This is a genomic window from Paenibacillus sp. S150 (assembly GCF_019352175.1).
GTDB lineage: Bacteria > Bacillota > Bacilli > Paenibacillales > Paenibacillaceae > Paenibacillus_AQ.
The window spans coordinates 1-26,980 of the sequence record NZ_JACBYI010000067.1 but is presented as its reverse complement, the minus strand read 5'-3'; the positions used below and the strand labels follow the sequence as shown (position 1 = coordinate 26,980).

The window sequence follows — 26,980 nt, the reverse complement described above, 5'->3', positions numbered from 1 at the left end:
ACGGCAATTCTGCCGTTATTTCGGGACGCCCGGGCCAGCCCCGCCTCAACAACGGCAATTCTGCCGTTATTTCGGGGCATACGGGCCAGCCCCGCCTCAACAACGGCAATTCTGCCGTTATTTCGGGTTTCCCGGGCCAGCCCCGCCTCAACAACGGCAATTCTGCCGTTATTTCGGGACGCCCGGGCCAGCCCCGCCTCAACAACGGCAATTCTGCTGTTATTGAGGGGCGTGTGCTGCAGTCATCTTGCGAATAATCTCACACAGCGAGCGAGAAAGAGTAAGCGAACGAGTGTGGAAGTAAGCGTTGGGAAGGGAGCTGCCGGACGCTCAGCTTGCCCACTCCGCACCTACACAAGGGGATAAGCCCAAAAAGCAAATAAAGCCCGCTACACGCGTACCTATAGACTGGACCCTTAGAAAAAAGGTATGCGGGCTGTTGTTCGCTTGAAAGAAGGCATGGAACTATGAAGCCTTGCTTCATTTCGCCTGCGCACAGATCATTTTTGGGGAAGCGTACGGTCCGTTCATTCCCGGTAACTTATTTTAGGATAGGTTCTTAATCTACCGGATCGGTGCCTGAATGGGCACTATTAGCTTAAATGTTACAATCTAGCGATAAATATGTTATATAACATAACATATGCAGGAAAAGATAATTGTCACCAACACTTTAATCTGATAAAATCTCCTTAAGTATTTTATAAATAAGGCAGGGGGATTAGAGAATGGGGATCGGAAAAAAATGGGCGATGTCAGCTTTGGCGGCATTCATGGTGCTTGCGATGGCGGGCTGCGGCTCCAACAATAATGCAGAAAGCGAAAGCGCTGCCGGTGAGACCCTCAAGTTTGCCAGCGACGCGAGCTACGCACCGATGGAGTACATGGATACGGATACAATTAAAGGCTTTGATATCGATTTCATCAAGGCGGTTATGGAAGAAGCCGGTTATGAGTACACCGTTACGAATACAGGCTGGGATACGATGCTGACCAGCGTGAAGCAGGGCACGGAATATCAGGCCGGGTTATCCGCGGTGTCCATTACAGACGAGCGGAAGGAAACCTATGATTATTCCATTCCTTATTTTGAATCCACCAACATGATTCTGGTAAAAGAAGGAAGCGACATTAAGAGTGCGCTTGACCTGAAGGACAAGAAGGTTGCAGTCCAGGCGGCGACTACGGCAGACGATCTGATGAGCGGCATTCTGGGTGTCGACAACGGTAACCTGAAGCGTTTTGACAGCAATGCGGTAGCGCTGATGGAGCTGAACAGCGGTGGAGCGGATGCGGTAGTGGCCGATATTGCTATCGTCAATGAATATATCAAGAACAACCCGAATGAGAAATTGACCGGAATCATCGACAAAGAGAACTTCGGGTCCGAGTATTACGGCATTCTGTATCCTAAGGGCAGCGAGTGGAAAGAGAAGCTGGACCCGGCGATCAAGACGATAATCGAGAACGGCAAGTATGCCGAAATCTACAAAACCTGGTTCGGTGAAGAGCCGGACACACAGACCCTCTTGAACGCAGAGTAAGCGGACGGGCACAACCCAAGCATGCGTAATGATTGCTATTGCGCATGCTTCTTTTTTTGAGAAACAGAGAGAGAGCAAGAGCAGCTATAAGCAGAAGAGAAGGGAAGAATTTTATGGATTTCAGATTTGACATCATCGCACATTATATACCGGTCTTGTTAAGAGGTACGGCGTTTACGATTGGTGTATCTATTGTCTCGATCATCTTCGGCTCCATTCTGGGACTGGGCTTGGGCTTGGGCAAAATGGCTCCGAAGGCATATCTTCGCTGGCCTTTTCATTCCTATATCAACTTTTTTCGCGGTACGCCGCTGTATGTACAGATTTTGATTGTGCATTTTGGGGTGATTCCGCCTTTGTACGGGCAGACCAATGCGCTTCTAACCGCCTTTGTTGCCTTATCCCTGAATTCAGCGGCGTATTCGGCCGAAATTTTCCGTGCGGGGATACAGTCCATTGATCCGGGGCAGCGGGAGGCCGCCGTATCACTCGGAATGACCAAATTTCAAGCTATGCGGTTTATCATTCTGCCGCAGGCCATTAAACGGATGGTTCCGGCATTCGGGAACGAGTTCATTGTTCTGGTGAAGGATTCCTCCCTGCTCGCGCTGATTGCGGCGCCGGAAATCATGTACTGGAGCAACACAATGAAAGGCCAGTATTTGCGGATATGGGAACCGTATTTGACCGCCGCGTTTATTTATTTCATTCTCACCTACTCCCTCAGCAAGCTGCTCAATTATATCGAACGGAAGGTGTAACCGCATGGAGCCTATTATCTCAGTTAGACATCTGCACAAATCATTCGGCGCCCATATGGTGCTGACCGACATTAACGTTGATATTCACACCCGGGAGGTTGTCGTGGTGATCGGGCCTTCGGGTTCGGGCAAATCGACCTTTCTGCGCTGTCTGAACCTGCTGGAGCAGCCGCAAGAGGGCGACATTATTATTGAAGGCACTTCCTTGATGGCCAAAGGCACAAGGATTAATGATATCCGCACTGAGCTTGGCATGGTCTTTCAGCAGTTCAATCTGTTCCCCCACAAAAAAGTGATCGAGAACATCATGCTCGCCCCGGTTCAGGTCCGCAAATGGCCCCCGGACAAGGCGCGGCAGAAGGCGCTGGAGCTGCTTGACAAGGTCGGCTTAAGCGAGAAGGCGGAGGTGTATCCGGCTTCGCTATCCGGCGGACAGGCCCAGCGGGTAGCGATTGCCAGAGCGCTGGCGATGGAGCCGAAGATTATGCTGTTTGATGAGCCCACCTCGGCGCTTGATCCCGAGATGGTCGGCGAGGTGCTGGCGGTCATGAAGGATTTGGCCCGCGAAGGAATGACGATGGTCGTGGTTACCCATGAGATGGGCTTTGCGCGCGAGGTGGGGGACCGTGTGCTGTTTATGGAGCAGGGTGTCGTGGTCGAGGAGGGCAATCCGGAGCAGCTGTTCGGCAATCCGTCGCAAGAGCGTACGCAGGCCTTTTTATCTAAGGTTCTGTGAAATCCTGGCAAAGTAGAATCTTGCAGTTTAATCGGTTATATTAGAAGGGTAAGTACTGGGATATGGAACCTTAAGTAAATATCTGTCGAATGGCGGAGAGGAGGCTCTGGGATATCTTTTGTATATCATAATTTATAATGATAGAAGGAGAATACGATGAGCACATTTAAAAACTGGCTGAACACAACGAAGAACGGACTGACCGAACAGGTAAAAAAATTTAAAAATAAAGATTTCATGAATGCTGTAGTAGCAGGCTGCGCCCTGGTTGCTGCTGCCGACGGCAAGATTGAAGAATCCGAAAAGAATAAAATGGCCGGATATATGAATCTCAGCAGTGAACTGAAGGTATTCGATATGAGAGATGTGATTGCCCAGTTCAACTTCTATGTCAGCAATTTCGAGTTTTCTCCGGAGATCGGCAAGCAGGAAGCGCTCAAAGCCATCGCCAAATTCAGCAGCAAGCCGGAAATCGGACGCGTAATTGTAGGGGTATGCTCTGCAATCGGTGCAGCTGACGGTGATTTTGATGAGCACGAAAAAGGGGTTGTGCGGAATATTTGCAGTGTGCTGGGGCTAAGTCCCAGTGAATTCAGCCTGTAAGCACAGATTGAAAGTTTACCGGAGAACGAATGAAACGTATTTGCTTTTGTGTCGTATCACTGTTATAACATCGACAAGTTAGGCTTGCAGCTGTAATTTTTTTTGAAACGGAGGTACTTAAATTTGGCTGGTATTAATCTGGTAAAGGGTCAAAAGATTGATTTAACAAAAGGCAATGCTGGACTGTCCAGCGTCATTGTAGGACTTGGCTGGGACCCTGCCGAGCCGGCGCGCGGATTCTTCGGCGTCAAGAAGCAGGCGAATGTGGACTGTGACGCTTCGGCGCTGCTGCTTAGCGAGAGCGGCAAGCTGCAGAACAAGCTGAATCTGGTTTGCTTCCACAACAAGCAGAATCCGAACAGCTCTGTTGTCCACTCCGGGGATAACCTTACAGGTGAGGGAGACGGAGACGATGAGCAGATCAGGGTGAATCTGAAGGCGATCCCGGCCGATGTGCACAAGGTTCTGATTGTCGTCAATATTTATGATGCCGTGAACCGCAAGCAGGATTTCGGAATGATTAAATCGGCGTACATTCGGGTTATTAATGCAACAGGCAACAACGAGCTGATCAAGTTCAACTTGACGGACAATTACACAGGTTTTACCGCTTTGATCTGCGGAGAGCTTTACCGGCATGGCGACGAATGGAAATTCGCAGCTATCGGTGAGGGGGCACACGCAGCACATATTAACCAGCTGGCTGAACGCTACATCTAATTCCAATTTAAGAAAAGAGGTTTCTATTCATGGCGATTAATTTATCCAAGGGTCAAAAGATCGATTTGACCAAAACGAACCCGGGCTTGTCCAAAATTACAGTCGGTCTCGGCTGGGACACCAATAAATACGATGGCGGTAAAGATTTCGACTTGGACGTTTCCGTCTTTTTGACCAATGCCAGCGGCAAAGTGGCTAAAGAGAGCAATTTCATTTTCTTCAATAATAAGCAGAACGAGAACGCTTCTGTTGTGCACACCGGTGACAACCGCACAGGCGAAGGCGAAGGAGATGATGAACAGGTTCAGGTGGATCTGCTCAACATTCCGGCAGACGTTGAGAAAGTGGCTTTTACCATTACCATCTATGAAGCCGAGAGCAGAAGCCAGAATTTTGGACAAGTATCCCGCTCTTATGTACGTATTGTAAATGATGCCAACAATGAGGAACTGATCCGTTTCGACCTGGGAGAAGATTTCTCCATTGAAACCGGTGTAGTGGTAGGCGAATTGTACCGCAACGGTGCGGAGTGGAAATTCAATGCCATCGGCAGCGGCTACAAGGATGGTCTTTCCGGATTGACCCGCGATTACGGCCTGCAATAAATGTTGCTGGAGCTGTAGGCTAAACTTTTCATGAAAGAAGGTTATTGCCAGTGACGATCAGTCTTTCCAAAGGACAGCGGATTGATCTTACCAAGACCAATCCGGGTCTGACGAAGGTAGTTGTGGGACTCGGCTGGGATACGAACAAATATAGCGGCGGCAAGGATTTTGACCTTGATGCCTCAGCGTTTCTGCTGCATGAGGACGGCAATGCCAAAGGCGAGGACGATTTTGTTTTTTACAACAATCCCTCCGGCGGCTCCGGCTCTGTAACCCATACAGGAGATAACCGGACAGGCGAAGGCGACGGGGATGATGAGCAGATCCTGGTAGATTTCAGCAAGGTTCCTGCGAATATCCAGCGTATCGGGATTACGGTAACCATTTATGATTACGAGACCCGGGTACAGAACTTTGGACAAGTATCCAACGCATTTGTACGAGTCGTAGATGCCTCCAGTGACCGTGAGATTCTGCGGTTTGATCTGGGCGAGGATTTCTCAACAGAAACCGCAGTTGTGTTCTGTGAATTCTACCGCAATGGTGCGGACTGGAAATTCCAGGCGGTGGGAAGCGGATTTGCCGGCGGCCTTAGTGCCTTGTGCAGGAACTACGGGCTTGACGCGCAATAGTAGCTTCAAAGGCGGGATCACTAGCGATCCTGCCCTTTTTATAAATATAAGAAGGTATATGTTTCGCGAAATCCTATATATTTCTATTTCTTGTTGAAACGGTACCGTCTATGATGAAGACGGAGAGACCGTTTTTGCCTGACTCTTTATCCATGCAAAGGTGGCGTAAGAATGAGCACTCAAGTGGTAAAAGGGCAGAAAGCAGACCTGACCAAGGGCAGTCCGGGACTCCGGCAAATGCTTGTGGAGATCGCCTGGCAAGCCCCTTCCGCGATGGAGATCGACGCCTCTGCTTTTCTGCTTGGACCCGGTGGGAAGGTGAGCGGTGACGATGACCTGATCTTTTATAATAATCCGTCTACATCTTATATAAGGTATAAGGATGTGCCAGGCCGAAGCCCAGGGGGCATCAAGCATTTCGAAGTTGAGCTGGATAAGATTCCCGCAAGTGTGACGAGAATTGCATTTACGCTTACACTCTATGACGGCGAACACCGCAAGCAGACATTCGGGCAAATGAGTGAAGCCCATTGCAGAATTCTGAATCTGGCGACAGGCTCGGAAATCCTGCGATGTAATCTTGGAAGTCATTTCTCCGTGGAAACGGCTGTTGTGGTAGGAGAATTATATAGATACAGCGGTGAATGGAAATTCAGTGCCATTATGTCGGGCTTTGACGGCGGCCTGAAGGCGCTCTGCAGCAATTATGGAATTGAAGTGGTTGAACTTAATCTGAAGAAAATTGAGCTGAAGAAAAAAGGCGATTCCATCAACTTGAAGAAACCGGCTGAGGGCCTGGGCGAGATCCTGGTCAATCTCAACTGGAATCAGAAGCAGGGCGGAGGGCTGTTCAGCCGCAAAGGCGGCGTGGATTTGGACCTTGCCTGTCTCTTTGAACTGAAAAATGGCCGCAAGGGTGTTGTTCAGGCGCTTGGCAACGCTTTTGGCCAATTACAGCAGCCGCCCTTTGTCATGCTGGATGGCGATGACCGTACAGGCTCCGTAACCTCTGGAGAAAACTTGCGTATAAACGGAAGCAAGGTTGCGGAAATCAAACGGATTTTAATTTTTGCTTTTATCTATAAAGGCGTTACCCAATGGTCAGAGGCGGATGGCGTGGTCACGATTACGCAGGGCGGAGGGCCGGATATTATTGTGAATTTGGACGAGCATAACAACCGTAAGGGAATGTGCGCCATTGCCATGATTCAGAATGTCGGGAATGAAACCTTCAGCATTGAACGGCTCGTACAGTATTTCAGCGGGCATCGCGAGATGGACCAGGCATACGGATGGGGGCTGCAGTGGGTAGCGGGCAGCAAATAAACTATTTTACCGGAGGCATATTGGAATGGACTGGTTCAGCGATTTTTTTAGAAACATCAGTGATAACTATGGGCATTTCTTCTCGTGGAGCGATATTGCCGGCACACTTTCCGACCCTGTAAGCTGGGGGATTATCGGGAGTCTGATTCTTCTGGAAGGCTTGCTCTCTGCGGACAATGCGCTGGTCCTTGCGGTTATGGTCAAGCATTTGCCAAAAGAGCAGCAGAAGAAGGCTTTGTTCTATGGGATTCTGGGTGCGTATTTATTCAGATTCCTGGCTATTGGCCTCGGGACATTCCTGATTAAGTTCACGCTCGTCAAGGTGCTGGGGGCGCTCTATCTCTTCTATATCGCCTACAAAGGGTTATTTAAGGGCAGCGGCGGAGAAGAACACACGGAGAACAAGGGCACTTCCTTCTGGCGGACGGTACTTATGGTTGAATTAATGGATATTGCCTTCAGTATTGACAGTGTGGTGGCGGCCTTTGGACTTAGCGATAAGGTCTGGGTGCTCTTCCTGGGCGGCATACTCGGCGTGCTGATGATGCGCGGCGTGGCACAGCTGTTCCTGAAGCTCATTGCCAGATTTCCCGAACTGGAGCAGACTGCGTTTCTGCTGATTGCCATTATTGCCGGCAAGATGCTGGCAGGAGCTTTTGGATATGAAATGTCGCATGTTGTGTTCTTCACCATTCTGATTGCAGTTTTTGTGGGGACGATATTGTACAGCACCGGCAAGAAGAAAAGAGAGGCCAGCCGCAAAGCTTAACAATGCAATTAAGCAGGAAATGACAGTCAGTCTTTTATGTGAGGATGGGGATGTCCGCAGGGTAGGTGAGACGATCTCACCAGCCCGGGTAATCGTATAGGTTATAGCATGGCCTTTGCTTGTATTCGAGAAAGCCGGATGCCGTCCCCGAGAGGACGGCGCAGCCGGTTCTACTGCTCTCTATAAGGAGAGGTTATTCGTTTTATATTGCTTCTTCGTGAACCTATAAGGGGGGAAAGGCCTTGAGATACTTCGATTACCTGACCAAAGAACAAGAAATGTCCTTATTCTACTCTCCGCCTGTTTCGTTTGACCCCGCTACGGACAAGGAGCTCCTGGCTTACGCCGTGGGAGCCGCCCTGTATATGCCCGCTACCCGTCCCAGTGTTGCAGAAGATATTTTGAAGCTTAAGGCTTCAGGACTGGTGACGGTGATTATGGATTTGGAGGATGCGATTGGCGATGGTGAAGTCGATTTTGCCGAGGAATCTATCGTGAGACATCTGGCCTTCCTGTCGGCCTATGCCGACAACGAGCCGGATGTAAGGAACAGTCTTCCGCTGCTGTTTATCCGTGTGCGCAATCCGGAGCAGCTGCAGCAGCTGATTTTCCGGCTGGGCACCTTGATTACCATGCTGACCGGCTTTGTTTTCCCCAAGTTCACCTTGGATAACGGAGTGGAATATTTCGAGGCGCTTGCCGATTATAACAGCTCGCGCAGCTATCCGGCTCCTGTGCTGTACGGCATGCCGATCCTTGAGAGCTCACCGATTATTTACCGGGAAAGCCGGCTGGAGACACTGCTGGGCATCCGTGATTTATTGGGCGAATACCGTGAGTACGTGCTGAATGTCCGGATCGGGGCGACGGATTTCTCCAGCCTGTTTGGGCTGCGGCGCAGTCCGGATATCAGCATCTATGATCTGACGCCGATCCGCGACTGCATCTCCGATATTATCAACGTATTCGGCCGTGTGGAGGAAGGGTATGTGATTTCAGGTCCAGTCTGGGAATATTTCGGGGGCAAAGGACACCGGGTACTGCGTCCGCAGCTCCGGCAGACCCCTCTTGAGGATACTTATGGCAAGCAGAGGCGCGGCATCCGTGAGTCTTACATCAGCAGCTCTGTGGACGGACTGTTCCGTGAAGTGCTTTTGGATAAGGAAAACGGCATTGTTGGCAAGACGATCATTCATCCCTCGCACCTTAGACCTGTACAAGCCATGTATACTGTAATGCATGAGGAATATGTGGACGCCTTAAGCATTGTCGAGAGCAATGACGGCAGCCGCGGTGTGTTCAAAAGCGAATACTACAACAAGATGAATGAAATTAAGCCGCATTTGAACTGGGCGAAACGTATCTTACTACGATCTCAAATATACGGGGTGTTACATGAACAACAGCATTTTGCCTTCTTACTGCCCGAGTATGAATACACACACGTTTAATATTGTCGAGAACCTGCAGGTTACGGTAACCGAAACCTCCAACCCTTTCCAGATGCCGGCCCACGCTTTGTTTGCCATGGCGGCGCGGATTAACAAGAAACGCTCGTTTCTTTTTGTCAGCAAGGTGCTGGGCAAGCATATACCAGTCAACCCGTATACCCCTTTGCTCAGCGGCGCAGCGCTGGCATTGCTTTTATACCGGGAGATGGCTGGTGGAGCTTCCGCTGCAGAGCGAATGGACGAGCTGATGGATCAAGCGGTTCACGGGCTGATTCATCCGGAGCATGCCGAGAAGGCATATCATGATTTGCTGGATGCACAGCTGGTTCTCCCGGAGCCGGTTCTGTTTATCGGCTTTGCAGAGACGGCAACTGCCCTGGGCCACAGTATGTACAACATGTTTGCCGCTGGAGCATCATATATTCATACTACCCGTGAGGACATTCCGGAGCTTGAGTCGGCGGTCAGCTTCGAAGAAGAGCATTCCCATGCGGTTGACCATTTATGCTACGCCCTGAATGCAGAACTGCTGTCCGGGGATGGGCCCGCTGTGCTGGTGGATGATGAGATTACAACCGGCAATACGGCGATCAATACGATTCGTGATATCCAGTCCAAGTTTCCCCGCAAGGAATATGTAGTTGCTTCACTTCTCGATTGGCGGAGCAGTGCCAATATTCAGGCCTACCGGGAGTTGGAGCAGGAGCTGGGTATCCGCATCAGGGCTTTATCTTTGCTGCAGGGAACGATTGAAGTGATGGGTACGCCTCAGCTGAGCCTAGTGGAGGCGAAGGCGGAAGCTTCCGCTGCCGCTGAAGCTCCTGTGATCATGACTTATGTGCAGGACGGTCTGGAACGGCTGGACGTGACTTCCGCTGACTCCTGCGGACAAATCAATGCGTCGCCTTATCTGAAGCTCAGCGGCCGGTTTGGATTGGAATCGCAGGATAACAAGCGGCTGGATCAAGGGGCTGCGCAGGCAGCGTCACAGCTGCGCGGGCTGCGTGAGGGGGCAACTGCACTCGTGCTTGGCGTTGGTGAATTCATGTATCTGCCCATGAGAATTGCGGCGGATATGGGTGAGGGAGTTGCGTATCAGTCCTCCACCCGCAGCCCGATTCATCCCGAGCGGCGTCCGGATTACGGCGTGCACAGCGCAGCGGCATATCCTTCGGCCGGTGATCCGGGAATTACCAATTATATCTACAATGTAGACCCGGGCCAGTATGATGATATTTTCGTGCTGCTTGAGCGTGATGTTCCCCGCCGCCGGATTGAGCCGATGACGGATATTCTTAAGCGGCTGGCAGGGAATAAGGTGCATCTTGTCATACTGGCCTCTGATTCGGATAATGGAGGTTTGATCGGATGAAGGGTACAGCACTTGAAGAACTCATGAATAAAAGAATAGCGCCGCCTGTCCCGCTGGGCAGCTATCCCCCTTCCGACGTTAAGTTCCTGCTGAAGGATCTGAGCAATGTTCAACTGGAACGGGCGACCGCTGAGCGGGAAGAAGCGATCCAGTCCGGTGTGCATTATTCAGAGATGCTCCCCGTTGAATATCAGCCGACAGCGCAGTATATTGAGCTGTTCCATGAGACGCTCCGGCAATCGGCGGAGAAGGTAGCACTGGCGGTCGCGGTTGTCTCCGAAATGATTGTGTCTCAGCGGGGGACCGGGGCTACGGTACTGGTATCCCTGGCCAGAGCGGGAACTCCAATTGGTGTGCTGATGAAACGGTATATCGCCGCTCGCTTCGGAGTGGAACTGCCTCATTACAGCATTTCAATTATCCGGGGCAAGGGCATCGATGAGAATGCGATCCTTTATATGCTTCAGCAGCACGGAACCGACGCCAAGCTGCAATTTATCGACGGCTGGACGGGCAAAGGAGCTATCCGCCAGGTATTAATAGAAGCCTGCAGCAGCATGTATAAGAAATACGGTATTGTCCTTAGCGATGATTTGGCAGTGCTTGCCGATCCGGGACATTGCTCGGCTACCTTCGGCACGCGGGAGGACTACCTGATTCCGAGCGCGTGCCTGAACTCCACTGTCTCGGGCCTGATGAGCCGGACTGTTCTGCGGGACGACCTCATCGGGGCTGAGGAATTCCATGGCGCCAAGTTCTATAAGGAGTGGCTGGAGGAGGATCTCTCCAATGTGTTCATTGAGGCAATTGCCCCCTATTATCCTGCTGTGATGGAGGAGGCGCAGGCTATAGCCGCAGAGATGCTGACCTCTCCGCCTGAGGTTACCTGGCAGGGGCTGCGGGATATTCAGAGCATTCAGGACACGTTCGGCATAGAGGATATTAATCTGGTGAAGCCGGGGGTAGGCGAGACCACCCGCGTGCTGCTGCGCAGAGTACCCTGGAAAATTCTTGTCGATACTATGGATAATCCGAATCTGCGGCATATTCTGCTGCTGGCGGAGGACCGGGGCGTTCCGGTGGAGGTATTCCCAGGGCTGACGTATTCCTGCTGCGGCATCATTAAGCCGCTGAAGGGAGAAAGTGAATGATCTATGCCAGCGATCTGGACCGCACTCTGATTTACTCTCCCAATGCGATTGGCGTTCCCGAGGATTCCCCGGGCCTGGTTCCGGCGGAGGTTATCGGCGGGAGGACGGCTTCATATATCTCACAGCATGCGCTGGAGGTTCTTCAGGAGCTGGCGTCCAAAATCATTTTTATGCCGGTGACTACACGTACCCTGGCACAGTACAGACGGATTAATCTGTTCCAGGAGACGGTCATTCCCGATTATGCGGTAACCAGCAACGGCGGGAATATTCTGGTTAACGGGGCAGTGGATCTGGAATGGCGGGCAGCCGTAGGCAACCTGGTGGAACAGGGCTCCGCAGCGGCTGAGGAAACGAAGCAGCTTGTGCGGTCTGTGGTCCGGGCAGAATGGATTATCAGCGAGCGGTATTGCGACGAATTATTTTATACCTTTGTCGTACAGCGTGATTTGCTGCCTATGGATGAAGTTACGCGGCTGGCGGAGCATTTGAACGGACTGGGCTGGAGGTTGTCGCTGCAGGGCCGCAAGCTGTATGTGGTTCCGGAGGCGGTGAACAAAAGCGACGCGATCCTCCATGTTCGCCGTACGGTCCATTCGGAGCCGATGGTTGCGTCGGGAGATTCGCTGCTTGACAAAAGCCTGCTTGCAAGCGCCGATTACGCCATTGCCCCCTGCCATGGAGAAATATTTGCCGAGCAGCAGGCTGGTCTAGTAAAATTAGAATATCCCTTCACAAAGCGGGCTGGCGTATTTGCCGGGGATGAGATTATGCACTATGTACAGCGGATTTATAACAATTTAACGGCATTGGGAGTTGGGCCACAATGAAAAAGGTAAACATTTATTTCAATCGCTGGTTTTCCGTGGCTTTTCATTACATGAATCTCATCCGCAACAATGAGGATGGCATCCCTGTTCAAATCTTTGCCACCCACCCCGATATCCGGCATATGTCGCTGCAAGGCGCCGATGTTGCCGGAACCGAGCCCGAGCTTGAAGGAATTGAATATGTGCGGTTCTGTGTAGACTTCTGCCGCAGCCATCAGATTGATATCTTTATTCCGCGGCTGCATATGCTGGATATTGCCTTGCATGCCCCAATGTTTGATGCCATAGGCACGAAAGTGCTCGTCTGCCGCGATCTGGAGCTGCTGGGGACGATCATGGACAAAGGCAAATTCTATGAAAGCGTCAAAGAGACCGGTATCATGACGATTCCCGATTATCATGTGGTCAGCACAGCGGAGCAGTTCAAAGCAGCTTATGAGGAGCTTGCAGCCAAAGGGCACCAGGTCTGCTTCAAGCCGACAGAAACCGAAGGCGGTCTTGGCTTCCGCATTATCAACAACACCCGGAGTCCTTTGCAGGAGCTTTTCGGCCATGTCACACCGCATATCTCTTTCGAGGAGGCGTACCGCACACTATCCAGTGTTGATTCCTTCCCGAATCTGATGGTGATGGAGCTTCTCGCGGGCTTTGAGTACAGCATTGATTGCCTGGCCGACGGGAATGGCAGACTGCTGGCAGCAGTACCGCGCCGTAAGGCGGGCGGGCGCCTGCGGCTGATGGAGCATATTCCCGAGCTTGAGCATATTGCATCCCGGGTAGCCGAGGTTTACCGTATCCCCTTTAATTTCAATATCCAAATGAAATACAGCGGCGCAACGCCCAAGCTGCTGGAGATTAATCCCCGGATGTCCGGGGGGCTGCATATCTCCTGCCTGTCCGGAATCAATTTCCCTTATCTGGCGGTTAAAAGCGCACTCGGCGGCGAGGTTCAGCCAGCCGGATTCGCGGGCAATGTGCTGGCCAGCCATGTGGAGCAGCCGCTGATCATGAGAATAAACGGCGAGTCCGTGATCACGGATGCCGTGAACCTGAGCGGCAGTTCTTGAATTCCGCTCACAAGAGGTGAGAACTATTCAGTTGAAATGGAAAGTATTGCTGTATGCCGGAGCCGGCTATATTGTTGCCCTGGCGACGAGTGCTTTTGTACCCGAGGCAATCTCTCTGCTGCTGCCGTTTGCCGGTGCAGGTGCGGCGATGATGAGGGGCGAGCGCAACAAAATCAATCTGCCGGCGGAGGTTCTTCCCGCCGGCCAGGAACAGGAGGCGGTCGCCCCGTCTCCTGCTGCGGGCAGCCTTGAACAAGGCAGAGCCGCTCCTGCCGCTGGACAAGCCCTTGCCGGGCAGGGAAGCGCCGAGGTTCAGATCGGAGCGGAGTTTGCCCCGGTGGTGGAGTATCTCAGCATTTTGGAGGATATGATTATCTCCGAAGGGCAGAAGGATACGCTCGACAATGAGATTGTCGAGAAGTCGCTGGCTCTGTTCGCCAGGCTACAGCGTGTAATTCCGCTGCTGCAGGAGCTGGGGAACGGGGAGATCAATCATACGGTCCGCAGGCTGGTGCTGAAGGACCTGAACGGTGTGATTAACCCGTTCCTGCGGCTGGGCGGAGAGGCCAAAACAAGAAACCGGAGAATGCTGCTGAACGGTCTGCGGGATGTCGATTCCAAAATCTCGGATATCGCCTCGACGATCGAACATAAAGACCTGATGGAACTTCAGACCAAGGCGGAACTGATTCATCAGCGGTACAGCAGTTCCGAATTATAGGAGGAGGGAAACCGATGTCCACGCAGTTGATTGAGCTCAGGAAAGAGGATGAGCAGAAGGTTGTAGAGGAAGCCTCGCAGTTGATCGAGAAGGTCGCCAAGACGGATACCGTTGCCCTGGATTCCTTAATGGATGATATTGGCAAGCTGGGAGTGAAGACGCAGGAAAAGGCCGGGCAGACCCTGAAGCTGCTGGACCGTCCGGTGAATGATCTGATGTCCGGCAAACGTGTGGAAGTGCCGAATATGATCATGAAGCTGCGCAATGAGTGCGAGACCTTGCAGCAGAGCAAGAATGTCAGCTTTTTCGGCAAGATGCTGCGCAAGAGTCCGCTCAAAAATTATGTATACAAGTATCAGTCGGTCCGCACCAATATTGACGCAATCGTAACCGGCCTGCGCGACGGACGCGATACGCTGGAAGAAAGCATCGTGAATATGCGGCAGCTCAAACGCACCTCCATGGAGGAAATTTACAATCTGCAGACCAAAATCGCCTTCGGCAACAAGCTGAAGGAGCTGTTCGAGGCTGAAATCGCCAAGCCGGAGAACGAGTTCCGCAAGGCTTATCTGGAGCGCGGGCTGCGCAAGGTTATGGTTCGTATCCAGTCGATGACCGAAATGATTCTGCTCTACAATCAGGCGATTGCCGCTACGGATATCATCAATGACAACAATGACAAGCTGATTGATTCCGTAAACAACGCAATTGATAAGACTTCAAATCTGATTACAGTTTCGGCGATGATTGCCATGTCGCTGGCCGATCAGGAGAACATCATCTCTGCCGTAGAAGCAACGAACAAGACCATTGAAGACCAATTCAAGGAAAATGCACGTCTGCTGCGCACCACAACGGAGAAGACGACGGAGCTGCTCTCCAAGCCCTCGATGTCGCTCGAAGCGGTGAATCAGGCCATCGGTGATCTGCTCAGTGCCCTGGATACCTCTGAGCAGTCCAACCGCCGGATCATTGAGAGCTGCCAGGATTATACGTCCAAAATGACAACGATTAACACGCAGCTGAACAACCGCCTCGGATTGAATGAAGCCTCACAGCCGCAGGCCTTGAAGCAGGCCGGTACCGACAGCGAACTTAGCAGCTTTCTGAACTAACGGCCATCCGATTAGTGGCGCAATATCTTTTATGGGCAGGCCTGCACAGCTTTTTGGCAGGCTTTTTTGCTGTTTGCGCTAGACCCGAGGATTACATTATCATCTTCATGATAAGCGGGGAACCAATCAGCAATCATAATGCTCCGCTCCCCCACATAAGTTGTCACTGAGGCGACCTATGGAGAGTGGGGATAAGCGATGATTCTGGGGTGTTTGATACTGGTGCTTATCGTCGTGGCCAGCAGCGAGAAGGCAGAGGCGATTGTCAGGCTGAACGATCCGGGGGATGACAGCTGATGCAGCAGCGGCGGGGTTCCTGGCCGGAATCTCCACAAATTTAGACGATCCGTGGTTCAAGCAATTTCCAGCGGTTTATTGGGTATAATAACCGGGGGCTGTACCAGCCTGTAATCGCTGAAAATACGAAGCTAATGCGGGAGGTCACATGGAGAACGAGGCACTGCTGCAGGTTGAAAAATTGGCTCTCAAGAAGCAGAAGATCTATCAGCAAAGTATTTTCCGCTATATCGCCAGAGCAATGCTGGCCAGTATGTTCATCGGATTCGGCGTAATCGTGGCTTTTAAGACGGGGAACTTCTTCTACATGGAGCAGTCGCCGATGACGTATCCGATGGCTGCGATCACGTTCGGCGCAGCCATCATCCTGATCTCTTATGGTGGAGGCGATTTGTTCACCGGAGATACCTTTTATTACACGTATGCGGCTTTAAGGCGCAAGCTGCAGTGGACCGAGGTTGTACGGATGTGGGTCGTCAGCTATATCGGCAATATTCTCGGGGCCACGGCGTTTGCGCTGCTGATTTTTTTGACAGGATTGTTTTATGATTCCAGTGTGAACGGGTTCTTGCTGAATGTGGTGGCCCATAAGATGGAGGCCCCGGCAATGCAGCTGTTCTTCCGGGCGATTCTCTGTAACTGGCTGGTATGTCTGGCCTTTTTTGTCCCTATGTCCATGAAAAGCGACGGAGCCAGGATGTTCGCCATGGTTCTCTTCGTGTTCTGCTTCTTTATTTCCGGCTATGAGCACAGTATCGCCAATATGTGTACATTTGCAATCGCTCTGGTTCTGGATCATCCCGGTACGATTTCCTGGGGAGGTGTTGTGCACAATCTGGTGCCGGTAACCCTTGGGAATCTGATCGGCGGCGGGGTGCTGATGGGCGTGATGTATTATTATGTGAATAAGCCGTTTCTGGACGAGCCGCAGGACGGGGCTAAGGATACGCATTAAAAAGCAGTGCAACCGCTGCACCGGCAGCGGTGGCCTGTTGACGACCGAATCAGCTCTAGCAAACTGAACCTGAGGCTCAAAGTCCCAGCAAGCCCGCTTCCACCTGATCGTGGGGACGGGCCTGTTTGTTGTGGGGGACCTGAGACTTGGAATGAGCCGTAATGGCCGAAATGGCGAAGTGTGGGGAATTAGCGCCCAACTGGGTGATCATCCTTACCCTACCATTTGGAGCCGCCGGAGGAGTTCCTGCCGGATTTGCCTCCGCCTCCGCCCCAGGAAGAGCCGCCGGAAGAACGGCCGCCTCCGCCTCCCCATGAGGAACCGCCGGAGGAACGGCCTCCGCCGAAGCCGCCCGACGAGGAGGAGCGCTTGCGCGCCTGTTCGCGTCGCTGCTGTTCCCGCAGAATCGCCAGCTGTGCCAGGCGCTCCTCTTCCTCCTTCTGGCGAACGAGACGGTTCGCTTCCTCCACGAAGGCGGAAATCCGGGATTCGTAGGAGCGTCCGGCGGCTTCCAGCTCATCCAGGTTGTAAGGCCGGGCCGCCAGCCGCTGCTGCAGCTCGCCATACTCCGGAAGCAAGGAGAGCTGGAAGCGGCTTCGGGAGCTGATCCCTTTGCTGTGCAGCCTCCGTTCTGCCGTATCCACCCGCTCCTGCCCCTCGGACAGAAGACGGCTGACTTTCGACAAGCGCTGATTCAATGCCGCGAGGCTCTCGCCGGCATTGTCGAATTTCTGTGCGGCTTCCTCCTGCAGCTTGAGCAGCCGGTCCAGACCGCTGCGGGCATTGTCGTATTCTCCCCGCTGGTCGCTGGTCCAGGCTTCAATCTGCGGGACTTCGCCCGCACCTTGACGGAGCTGTACTCCCGCAGTCTCAAGCGACTCTGCAAGACTGCTTAGATGATGCTCCGCAAACCGGCCGCGTGCTTCGGAGACCTGGCTTTGCAGCTCATTGCGCCGCTGGGCCAGTTCACTCCAGCGGGTGCGCACCGTATCCAGATCCCTTAGGTTGTTCTGGCGGATCAGCGCCTGGCGTTCTGTCATGGTGACGCCTTCGCCCAGCAGAGCATCTATCTGAGCGGCAATTTTGCGTACCTCATCCATGTCTCCGATGCGCAGCGGAGCTTCTAGCGCAGCTGCTGCGGCAGCGGCCTGGTCCAGACGGTCATAGGGCTTAACCTTCATGTTGTGCAGGGAATTCTGTTCAATCAGGGCGGCGATTTTGCTGCGCGCAGCTGCCAGAACCTCTGGGAATTCGTTCAATTTGTCGTCATAGGCATCGACATCCTTCAGATCCTGCTCAATCTGTTCCTGCCGCTTCTGGGCCTCTCCGGTCATGTCCTGAGCGGCAATCGGGTCGAACAGCTCCAGCTCGTCGGCTCTGGCCGTTTCCTGGGCCAGTTCCTTCAGATCCTCGGCAATTTCCTGCAGCTCATAGCCGGTTTCCTTCACTGCACTCTGGAGCTGGCCGCTTAATTCAGGCGCATCCTTTTTCAGCTCTGAAATCTGCTGCTTGACGTTGCGGTCCGCATCACTGATTACAGCAATGCGTTTCTCTTCCTCCTCCAGCGCCGAGCGGAAGGCCGCTTCGGTCTGCTGCAGCTGTGTGCCGGCGGCTTTAAGTGCCGCCAGACGGTAGAACGGCGGCAAGGAGCCTTGACCCGAGCTTTGCAGCGCGGATATGTCCACAAGCTGCGCCGTCAGCCGCCGGGAGATGCCCTCGACCATTTCCCCGGTCTTGCCTTGAACAATACCCTGAAAGGGCTGCAGGGACTCCAGCGCGCGGTTGGCCCGCACCAGCAGGTCGGACAGCTGCTCCTGCCGGCTGCTTAGCTGCCCCCTTCTCCGCAGTCCGGTGAACAGCACGAACAGGACAAGCGCCAGCAGCGCAATTCCAATGGCAATGCCGATGACCTTCAGCAGCGCAAGGCCAGAATTGCCGCTCCCGCCACGGCCGTCCGCACCGCTGGTCTGCCCGCTGTCCGGGTTGCCGGCAGCACCGCCGCCGGAAGCCGTCCCGCTGCCTGCGCCCCCCAGGGAGTGCAGGGCCTGAATCATTGAACTGATGCCTCCGGCGAAATCGCCGTCCTTGGCATAAGGAATGAAATACGTGTCCAGCATTCCGGTGATGGCTGCGGCTCCCGCAGCTCCCCCGTTGGCCTGAGACCAGGAGTTGATAGATCCCTGGAGTCCCGGGTTATTGAAATTCAGCTCAATTTGCTGGTCTCCGGCCGAGATCAGCAGGAGAATATCCCGGGCCGTCAGTCTCCAGGATTCATAGACATCGGTTGCATAGGCGGAAGCCGCGGCTCCGTCCAGAGACTCCACAGTCAGCACCCGGACTGTATAACGGTCTCCTGCAGCGATGGCAGTAATCGCGGCCGCCTCCTGCTTCGTGAGCAGGCCGGCGTTGTCGGTAACCGTTCCTTCCTGTGCGGGAATTCCCGCCGCATACATGTTGGGCATCCATAGAAGGCTGAACATCAGGAACAAGACAAAATATTTTTTCAAACTGGCACGCTCCGATCTGCAGATGGGCTATTGTACAGTATATTATGCTGATTATTATACTATATCATTAAACAACTTACGTCCCTTTGCCTGGGTCCGGCACCCAGAGAACAAAAAAAACCGCCCTCCCCGATCGGGAAGTGCGGCGACAGCTGCAGTGCTGCTATCTGGTTTGCAGGCAGAGTATATATTGTAATCTGGATTTAATTTCCTTTTGCCATTTCAAATCTCCAACTTTTACAGCAAGATTGAGCAGATCCAGATAATCGTCAACCTTCAGTGCTGTCCGGGTAGTGGCTGCGTTCATGGGTGTTCAGTCTCCTTTAATTAAAATATAGTGAAGTGAGTGAATGGATTAAATTAATATAATAATGATAATCATTATCATTCGTTAATGATATTATCCACATTTTTCACCTAAAAAGCAATATAAAAAATAAAGGTTCTTATTTTTTTTGAGAACTTTATTAGAACGTTATTTCGGGAAAATTTGCATATTTTATCGCAATTGGAGAAGCAATCAGCAGGAACCCTACCATTTTTTGTCGAATAGAGCTGAGACAAATGCTGTTATCTGTTTTTTTATGCAGAAAAATAGAAGGGGAATTTATAGCGTGAAGCATAAATTTTCTTATATTTTGGAAAAAGGAGAATTGCGATGAAGCGGTGTAAACTCTTGCTTCTGATTAGCATTGTGCTCATGCTTGCGCCGCCTGCATCCGCTCACGCCGAAAGACAGGAAATACGATACCAGGCAGAACTGGATTATCCGCCATACAAGTACATACAGAACGGATACCTGACCGGCTTCGATATTGACCTGACGAGTATGATTTTTGAGAAGCAGGATTATATGATTCATTACAGTACCGGCGAATGGGAGGATACATACAAACGGCTGACACGCGGTGAAATTGACACAACAGGTCTTATGGCTGTAACGGAGGAACGCAAGCAGGAGACATTGTTCTCGAAGCCTGTGCTCAAAAGCTATATTTCCGTATACTCCCGGCAGCCGCTCCAAGAAGAGATCAAGCTGAGCACTCTGAAAAACTACAAAGTTGGTGTCGGCAAGGACCAATTTTCGGAGACCCTGCTGCGCAGTAAAACAGATGTCTCACAATACATAGAATATGCAACAGTACCGGAAGCTTTGACAGCATTGCAAAAAGGCGAAATTGATCTGCTCTTTGAGAATCAGGGGGTGGTTGACTATCTTATTATTGAGCAGGGCTTGACCGGCAATATTATCCGCAAAATGAGTGATCTGTATCCCCACGACGTTGCTTATGGCATCAGCAGATCCAAGCCTCAGCTGGTCTCCTATATTAATGACAGGCTGGAGCGGCTGCAGCGCACGGGAGCCTTTGAAGAACTGTACCGGCAATACTTTTTCACTCAATCCGCTGCCCATGCCTCAATGATCCGTGTCCGGGTGACATCCGGAATTGTTATCGGTTTCTTTCTCTTGGCGGCTGCGGTTGCTGCGCTCAGAATCTACATAAGGCGTCTTCGGCGGACCATTCATTCGGAGCAGGAGTTCTTCGGGGATGTGCTGGAGCACAGCGGCATGATTGTATGGGCGGTCCAGGGCGATAAGCGGGTGGTGAGGTTCAACAAGTATGCGGCATCGTTGACCGGACTGAACGAGAAGGATGTGCTGGAGGTAAGCCTTGATGAAATTCCCGGCCTCCAAGGCGGAACGGCTATGCTCAGGGATTTGCTCATCAGGGCGGTGTACCGTGACTATGTCAGCAATGTGGAACTGAAGCTTCCGGACTATTCGCCGGAAGGGCGTTACTTCTCCTTCCGGACGACGCTTATCCGGGGGATGGACCCGCAGGCTGAAGATATATTCGTGCTGGTCGGGATGGATATTGATGAATGCAAGCAGAATGAGCTCAAGCTGCAGCTCAGCTACGAGGAATTGGAGGCCACCTACGAAGAGCTGGCGGCGACCGAGGCGGAGCTGCAGGACCAGCTCAACAAGCTGGGCGTCAGCGAACGCCGCTTCCGGCTCGCCTCCGAGGGCTCCGGCGCCTATATGTGGGAGCTGGATTGGGAAAGCGGCATTTACAAGCTGTCGGACCGCTGGTATGAGGTTATGGGCTATACGGAAGAGGATCTTAGTGCGCTCGAGGGCGGTGTGCTCAGCATTATCCATCCCGATGACCAGGAGCCTGCACGCAAGGCCCGGCAGGAGCATTTAGCCGGATTGACTCCCATCTATGAATTCGAGTACCGTATGCGCACCAAGGACAATACCTATGTCTGGTTTGAAGTGCGGGGCAAGGCTATTGTGGACCCCAAAGACAGGATTGTGCTGTTCCTGGGCTCGCTGATTGATATCAGCAAGCGCAAGCAGGCCGAATTCCAGCTGAGCAGCAGCTACCAGGAGCTTGAGGCCACCTATGAGCAGCTGACGGCTACGCAGGAGGAGCTTGTGGGCCAATATGATATGCTGCTGGAGAATCAAAAGAATATGCACCGCTTGGCGTATGTGGATTCACTCAGCAATCTGCCGAACCGCGTCTTCCTGCTGGAGGCCATGGAGAGCTATTTCCAGCGTCCGGGAGGCAAAGCGGCGCTGCTGTTCGTGGATACGGATAATTTCAAATATATCAATGATACGCTGGGCCATAAATCCGGGGATATCCTGATACGCCAGGCCAGTGAACGGCTGCAGTCGATTATGCGCGAAGGGGACATGCTGTCCCGTCTTGGCGGCGATGAGTTCGTAGTATTTATCAAGGATGTGAAGGCCCGGGCGGAGGTACTGGAGCTGGCGGAGAATATCCTTCGTTCCTTCCGCAGGTCATTTCTGATCGGCGAGAGCAATCTCTATGTTTCCGTGAGCATCGGGATTTCCTTCTACCCCGAAGACGGTGAAACCACGGAAGAGATTCTCATGAATGCCGATGTAGCCATGTACAGAGCCAAGGAGGAAGGAAAAAGCACCTTTGTGATATACGACAAGTCCATGCACATGCCTTTTAATGAGCGGATGAACATAGAGAAGCACCTGCGCAGTGCGATGAACAACAATGAATTTGAGCTCCATTATCAGCCGCAGGTGGATATCCGGACGGAACTCATCTCGGGCTTCGAGGCGCTGATCCGCTGGAACAGCCCGGTACTGGGCTTTGTATCGCCGCTTTCCTTCATCAAAATTGCCGAAGACTCCAGGCTGATCATCTATATCGGGGAGTGGGTGCTTAGAGAAGCCTGTACTTTCATGAAGAGTATCCATGACCGCACCGGGCTTCCCTACAAAATTTCGGTTAACATATCGATTATTCAGCTGCTGCAGGATGATTTTGTGGAAGTTGTGCTGGAGAGTCTGGAGGAAAGCGGCCTTGCGCCCAATTGTCTTGAGCTTGAAATTACGGAGTCCATCTTTATGGAATCCTTTGAGAGTACAGTGAGCAAGCTGGAATTCCTGAAATCGCGCGGGATTCGCATTGCTCTTGATGATTTTGGAACAGGGTATTCTTCCCTGAGCTATTTGCAGCAGCTGCCGATCTCCACTCTCAAGATGGACAAAATCTTCATTGACTCGCTGGCGGACAAGGCCTACAGCCAGTCCTTTGTTCAGACAATCATTATTCTGGGACATAAAATGGGACTGGAGGTTGTGGCTGAGGGTGTGGAAGATGCCGGACAGCTGGCCTTCCTTAAGGATTCGGATTGTGACAAGGTGCAGGGTTATCTGATCAGCCGCCCCGTTCCGCCGCATGGAGTGGTCGGGCTGCTGGAGCCTCAGAGGCGCCATGGACCGGGATATCCGGAGTAGAGTCTGGATAAGCATGGCATAAAACAGGCCCCGGAGCGAGACGCTCCGGGGCCTGTTCCGGCTATCCGGGGCTTCGCAAAATGCACAGCCTGGTTTCAGATGATGATAATTTTATTCTTGCCGGTTTTTTTGGCCTCGTACAATGCATCATCGGCCTGCTGAAAGATGGAGCTTTTGGATTCCAGGCCAGTGTATTCATGCATGCCAATGCTTACAGTTACGGAATTCCCGTCCATCTCGGCGATGGCCATATCGGCAATACCGGTCAGAATCTGCGTCATAATGCCACGGGAATCCTCCAGCGGCTTCGCTGTCAGAATGACAACGAATTCCTCTCCGCCGTAGCGGGCAGCGAAATCATCGGAACCGATACGGTCAAGCACGACCGCGGCAACCTGCCTGAGCACGATGTCGCCGATCCGGTGCCCGTACTGATCGTTTACTTTTTTGAAATTGTCGATGTCAAGCACTGCCAGCTGCAGGGGAAAAGGATTGCTCTGCTGGTGCTCAATCAGCCAGCCGAGATATTCATGAAAGGTCTTGTGATTATACAGATCGGTCAAAGGATCAATCTTGGACAGGCGGTCCATGACGATATTCTGGATGCGCAGATCCTGCTCCGATTTCAGCGAGTTCTCCAGAGCCTGCATCAGATCGCGCCCCCGGGCAATAATGCCAAAGCCTGCCAGGGCAGATCCGGTGAAGATCAGAGCGGTAATCATATGCTGAATCCGCAGGATATAGTTATTGGCCGATGCATCCACAAACAGCAGGACCATGTATACCAGGCAGAGGATGGAGGTCGCTTTCAAATAGCCGCTTCTCAAGTAGAATATGGATATCAGTAGAGGAAAGAGCATAAGGAAAGGTCTGACATGAAATTCGGAGCTGAGGTTCAAGGTCATCAGTATTGCGATTAAGTGGCTGGAGGTAAAGATTGAGACTTCCGATAACAAGGGACGCCATTTGTGTATGGCCTCCAGCACGAGCAATAAACCCAATATCATTAAGTCCGGAACCAGCACATTGTCGAAGCTTCCGGCCGAAAGCTCCGGATGTTGCCTCCCCATAGATAAGTAGATAACGATTTGACTGGCCAGATAGACAAGCAGAACTAACCAGAAGGCATTGAGGATTACGCGGTTCCAGTACATTTGGCGAGGAGTCAGCGGCGGGATGCGCATAAGGTGTTCCTCTTTTCCGGTGGCAATATAACTATATATTATATTCGACAAAAATCACGTTTTTCCTCCAAAATCCAACACGCGATCCATATCGGCAATAATGTTCGTGTTTGGCTATATGTTTTGCGGATTTCCTGTGATTCTTATTCTTAATTTACCAGAAACACGAATTATTGGCGCGAAACCTACTTGACACATTCGCCTGTGTTCTGTAATATTTCAAGTGGCTCAACAAACAATGATCAGCTGTTCGTATATCCTCAAAGATAAGGTTTGGGGGTCTCTACAGGGAACCGTAAATTCCTGGCTACGAATAGGGTGCATTTTGCATGCCTATCAAGCAGTCAGGAATTTTTGTGCTGCCTGTAAAAGGGCTCTATTAATATCGCAGAAACGGATACCTTCCTTGCTGGAGGAGGATGGCGATGCCGTTTCTTCCTGGGAGGAACAGAAAACAGATGAGTAAATATGATGTAATTATCGTAGGTGCCGGACCGGCCGGAATATTCGCCTGCTATGAGTTGACGCGCAAAGCCCCTGGGCTGAAGGTGCTGCTGGTGGACAAGGGACATGATATTTACCGGCGCAATTGCCCCATTCTGGAGGAAAAAATCAAGCTCTGCCCTCCGGCCTCGGGACGCAAGGAATTCGCCGGCTGTCTGCCAGCCTGTTCCATTACCGCCGGGTTTGGGGGGGCGGGTGCCTACAGCGACGGCAAATTCAACATTACCACTGAGTTTGGCGGCTGGTTGACCGATTATCTGGCACCGTCCAAGGTGCTGGAGCTGATCCAGTATGTGGATGCCATTAATCTGGAGCACGGGGCGACTCCGGCAATTACCGATCCGACCACCGAGAGCATCCGGGGAATTGAACAGCGGGGCTATGCCGCCGGCCTTAAGCTGCTGCGTGCGCAGGTGCGCCATCTGGGAACGGAGCAGAATCTGGAAATCCTGAAATCCATATATGAATATTTGCGTACACGCATTGATATGCTGTTCAAGACTGAGGTTCAGGATATTGTTACAGTCAAGGAAGAGGGTACGCACCGGATAACGGGCATTACGCTGAAGAACGGCGAGAGCTACGAGGCGGACAGGGTCATGATCGCTCCGGGACGTGACGGTTCGGCCTGGCTGACCGAGGTGCTGAAGAAGCGCCGGCTCAAGATGTACAATAATCAGGTCGATGTGGGCGTGAGAGTGGAAACGTCCGATGTGGTTATGCGGGAGATCAACGAGCATCTGTATGAAGGCAAGTTCGTTTTCAATACATCCGTAGGCACGCGTGTCCGCACCTTCTGCAGCAATCCTTCAGGACATGTGGTCGTGGAGAATCACAGCGGCGTGATGGCGGCCAACGGCCATTCCTATATGGACCCCGCGCTGGGTTCGGTGAACACCAACTTTGCGCTGCTGGTTTCGCATACCTTCACTGAGCCATTTGACAAGCCGAATGAATATGCCCGGGAGATCTGCAAGCGGGCCAATGATCTGTCCGGCGGCGGGGTAATCGTACAGAAATACGGGGATATCCTGCGCGGACGGCGCTCCACGGAAAACCGGATCAAGGAAGGCTTTCTGGAGCCGACGCTGAAGGAAGCGGTGCCCGGCGATCTCGGGCTGGTGCTGCCCTATACGACGATGCAGAGCTTAATTGAAATGGTGGAGGCGCTGGAAAAGGTCACCCCGGGCATTGCCTCCGAGCATACGCTCTTCTATGGCGTGGAAGCGAAATTCTATTCGGCCCGGCCGAAGCTTACGGAGAAGCTGGAAACCGAAATTTCCGGCCTGTACTGCGGCGGAGACGGAGCGGGCATCACCCGCGGCCTGGCCCAGGCCGGAGCGGCGGGGATATGGATTGCGCAGGGGATGCTGGAGCGGACTGGAGCTTAAGACACAGGCGGATGAAGGTGTGAAGATCCGGCGGCAGCCCAAACTTATCTGCCGGAGAGGCGATAAGCGCACTGCGGTCCGTTAGCCCGGCTAAATGTATTCCTTTCGGAATAATAAAGGCTATGCAGTCTGTAAGAATCAGGAGGAATGACGGACCTGTCTGCGGAACCACAGAGGGACGGTCCGAACCCACAGATTTAGAACTTATACTCTGTCAGCTGGTTGCTTAAGAGCGGCAGGCACCCGGCAAGGGTGCACTGCCGCTCTTTTTTTAGACTAGCACAACGTCTCGTAAATTCGTTCCCCCATGTTAACAAGGGGTTTACGAGGAAAGAACTTACGAGAGGTTGCACCAGGCCCGGAAACAACGGCAGAAATGCCGTTGTTGAAGCCCGTCAGGCTGGATTGCTCCGAAATAACGGCAGAAATGCCGTTGTTGGAGCTCGCCCGGGCCAGATTGCCCGAAATAACGGCAGAAATGCCGTTGTTGAGGCGGGGAAGGCCCGCGTGTCCCGAAATAACGGCAGAAATGCCGTTGTTGGGGCAGGGTTGGCCCGTGCGTCCCGAAATAACGGCAAAAATGCTGTTGTTGAAGCTCGTCTGGCCGGCTCACTCAGAAATAACGGCAGAAATGCCGTTGTTGAAGCCCGCCTGGCAGTAATTTTGCAAAGAACTTAACACAGTACAAGCAGGGGGGCTGCCTATTGGAAAAATATCAATATGGACTTGGGTTGGAGGCGGATTTGCATGGGGGGCAGCTCCAAAGGCCCAAAAAAGCCTTCCTCCAATCAAGCATTAACAACACCCGTTTTTTTAGAATGGTCTGGCTTCAGTTGTCCATCTGGTTATTTTTTAATAAAAGAGAATCCGCCTTTTTTCCATTCGCTTGGGATGAATTCTTGGCCGGCCGCCTTTTTTCCTTCGCCCCTTACTGCTTCGCGTCTTG

The 26,980-nt window shown here is 52.3% G+C and carries 25 protein-coding genes and 1 riboswitch; of the genes, 22 read left to right on the top strand and 3 right to left on the bottom strand.

Translation table 11 applies throughout. The features are described 5' to 3' along the window. The 18 genes from HYD27_RS30640 to HYD27_RS30555 all read left to right on the top strand — a co-directional run. Positions 1–257 (top strand): hypothetical protein (locus tag HYD27_RS30640; RefSeq protein WP_219221576.1); only part of this gene is annotated, 257 nt, incomplete at its 5' end. 471 nt (positions 258–728) lie between these two features. Beyond that, positions 729–1,544 (top strand): basic amino acid ABC transporter substrate-binding protein, encoded by an 816-nt coding sequence (locus tag HYD27_RS30635; RefSeq protein WP_219221575.1) that lies wholly within the window; start codon positions 729–731, stop codon positions 1,542–1,544. Positions 1,545–1,657: 113 nt separating this feature from the next. Then, on the top strand, positions 1,658–2,305 hold the full coding sequence (locus HYD27_RS30630) for an amino acid ABC transporter permease (protein WP_219221574.1): 648 nt from the start codon (positions 1,658–1,660) through the stop codon (positions 2,303–2,305). Between the two features lie 13 nt (positions 2,306–2,318). Next, the gene (locus HYD27_RS30625) at positions 2,319–3,041 is read left to right on the top strand and encodes an amino acid ABC transporter ATP-binding protein (RefSeq protein ID WP_219221580.1); all 723 of its coding nucleotides are present in this window, start codon (positions 2,319–2,321) and stop codon (positions 3,039–3,041) included. A gap of 156 nt (positions 3,042–3,197) precedes the next feature. Continuing rightward, positions 3,198–3,644 carry a tellurite resistance TerB family protein gene (locus HYD27_RS30620; protein ID WP_219221573.1) on the top strand — a complete coding sequence of 149 codons (447 nt, stop codon included), beginning with the start codon at positions 3,198–3,200 and terminating at the stop codon, positions 3,642–3,644. A 123-nt stretch (positions 3,645–3,767) separates the two neighbouring features. After that, positions 3,768–4,364 (top strand): TerD family protein, encoded by a 597-nt coding sequence (locus tag HYD27_RS30615; RefSeq protein WP_219221572.1) that lies wholly within the window; start codon positions 3,768–3,770, stop codon positions 4,362–4,364. A gap of 29 nt (positions 4,365–4,393) precedes the next feature. Next, a complete protein-coding gene (locus tag HYD27_RS30610; protein WP_219221571.1) occupies positions 4,394–4,969 on the top strand; it encodes a TerD family protein in 576 nt (191 codons plus the stop codon). Between the two features lie 50 nt (positions 4,970–5,019). Beyond that, positions 5,020–5,601, top strand: a complete 582-nt coding sequence (locus HYD27_RS30605) for a TerD family protein (RefSeq protein ID WP_219221570.1) — start codon at positions 5,020–5,022, stop codon at positions 5,599–5,601. Between the two features lie 171 nt (positions 5,602–5,772). Continuing rightward, the gene (locus tag HYD27_RS30600) at positions 5,773–6,927 is read left to right on the top strand and encodes a TerD family protein (protein ID WP_219221569.1); all 1,155 of its coding nucleotides are present in this window, start codon (positions 5,773–5,775) and stop codon (positions 6,925–6,927) included. A 25-nt stretch (positions 6,928–6,952) separates the two neighbouring features. Next, positions 6,953–7,696 carry a TerC family protein gene (locus HYD27_RS30595; RefSeq protein ID WP_219221568.1) on the top strand — a complete coding sequence of 248 codons (744 nt, stop codon included), beginning with the start codon at positions 6,953–6,955 and terminating at the stop codon, positions 7,694–7,696. A 242-nt stretch (positions 7,697–7,938) separates the two neighbouring features. Then, positions 7,939–9,147: an HpcH/HpaI aldolase/citrate lyase family protein gene (locus HYD27_RS30590; protein WP_228745436.1), complete on the top strand. Its 1,209-nt coding sequence runs from the start codon at positions 7,939–7,941 to the stop codon at positions 9,145–9,147. A 76-nt stretch (positions 9,148–9,223) separates the two neighbouring features. Beyond that, positions 9,224–10,519, top strand: coding sequence for a phosphoribosyltransferase family protein (locus HYD27_RS30585; RefSeq protein WP_219221579.1), 1,296 nt, complete (start codon positions 9,224–9,226; stop codon positions 10,517–10,519). Then, the gene (locus HYD27_RS30580; RefSeq protein WP_219221567.1) at positions 10,516–11,670 is read left to right on the top strand and encodes a cysteine protease StiP family protein; all 1,155 of its coding nucleotides are present in this window, start codon (positions 10,516–10,518) and stop codon (positions 11,668–11,670) included. The genes HYD27_RS30585 and HYD27_RS30580 overlap by 4 nt, the downstream gene beginning before the upstream one ends. Beyond that, positions 11,667–12,500 (top strand): HAD family hydrolase, encoded by an 834-nt coding sequence (locus tag HYD27_RS30575; protein ID WP_219221566.1) that lies wholly within the window; start codon positions 11,667–11,669, stop codon positions 12,498–12,500. The genes HYD27_RS30580 and HYD27_RS30575 overlap by 4 nt, the downstream gene beginning before the upstream one ends. Then, positions 12,497–13,567 (top strand): ATP-grasp domain-containing protein, encoded by a 1,071-nt coding sequence (locus HYD27_RS30570; protein ID WP_219221565.1) that lies wholly within the window; start codon positions 12,497–12,499, stop codon positions 13,565–13,567. The genes HYD27_RS30575 and HYD27_RS30570 overlap by 4 nt, the downstream gene beginning before the upstream one ends. A 25-nt stretch (positions 13,568–13,592) precedes the next feature. Then, positions 13,593–14,288, top strand: coding sequence for a hypothetical protein (locus HYD27_RS30565; protein ID WP_219221577.1), 696 nt, complete (start codon positions 13,593–13,595; stop codon positions 14,286–14,288). A 14-nt stretch (positions 14,289–14,302) separates the two neighbouring features. Continuing rightward, positions 14,303–15,403: a toxic anion resistance protein gene (locus tag HYD27_RS30560; protein ID WP_219221564.1), complete on the top strand. Its 1,101-nt coding sequence runs from the start codon at positions 14,303–14,305 to the stop codon at positions 15,401–15,403. 445 nt (positions 15,404–15,848) lie between these two features. Then, complete coding sequence (locus HYD27_RS30555) at positions 15,849–16,655, top strand: formate/nitrite transporter family protein (RefSeq protein ID WP_219221563.1); 807 nt, start codon at positions 15,849–15,851, stop codon at positions 16,653–16,655. Between the two features lie 218 nt (positions 16,656–16,873). Here HYD27_RS30555 and HYD27_RS30550 read toward each other — a convergent pair whose 3' ends face one another. Further along, a complete protein-coding gene (locus HYD27_RS30550; protein ID WP_219221562.1) occupies positions 16,874–19,162 on the bottom strand; it encodes a TPM domain-containing protein in 2,289 nt (762 codons plus the stop codon). Between the two features lie 163 nt (positions 19,163–19,325). Further along, complete coding sequence (locus HYD27_RS30545; RefSeq protein ID WP_167330798.1) at positions 19,326–19,469, bottom strand: hypothetical protein; 144 nt, start codon at positions 19,467–19,469, stop codon at positions 19,326–19,328. Between the two features lie 351 nt (positions 19,470–19,820). On the opposite strand from HYD27_RS30545, the gene HYD27_RS30540 reads away from it, so the two are divergent. Beyond that, on the top strand, positions 19,821–22,955 hold the full coding sequence (locus HYD27_RS30540; protein WP_219221561.1) for an EAL domain-containing protein: 3,135 nt from the start codon (positions 19,821–19,823) through the stop codon (positions 22,953–22,955). A 95-nt stretch (positions 22,956–23,050) separates the two neighbouring features. Here HYD27_RS30540 and HYD27_RS30535 read toward each other — a convergent pair whose 3' ends face one another. Then, positions 23,051–24,139 (bottom strand): GGDEF domain-containing protein, encoded by a 1,089-nt coding sequence (locus HYD27_RS30535; protein WP_219221560.1) that lies wholly within the window; start codon positions 24,137–24,139, stop codon positions 23,051–23,053. Between the two features lie 230 nt (positions 24,140–24,369). Further along, a riboswitch (purine riboswitch) is annotated at positions 24,370–24,469 on the top strand. A gap of 128 nt (positions 24,470–24,597) precedes the next feature. Between HYD27_RS30535 and HYD27_RS30530 the strand changes: the two genes are divergently transcribed. From HYD27_RS30530 to HYD27_RS30520, 3 genes are all read left to right on the top strand, one after another. Further along, the gene (locus tag HYD27_RS30530; RefSeq protein WP_219221559.1) at positions 24,598–26,034 is read left to right on the top strand and encodes an NAD(P)/FAD-dependent oxidoreductase; all 1,437 of its coding nucleotides are present in this window, start codon (positions 24,598–24,600) and stop codon (positions 26,032–26,034) included. Positions 26,035–26,439: 405 nt separating this feature from the next. Further along, entirely contained in the window at positions 26,440–26,712 is a 273-nt protein-coding gene (locus tag HYD27_RS30525) for a hypothetical protein (protein WP_219221558.1), read from the top strand. A gap of 26 nt (positions 26,713–26,738) precedes the next feature. Beyond that, positions 26,739–26,980, top strand: a 242-nt coding sequence (locus tag HYD27_RS30520) for a hypothetical protein (RefSeq protein WP_219221557.1), incomplete at its 3' end; no start/stop codon positions are given.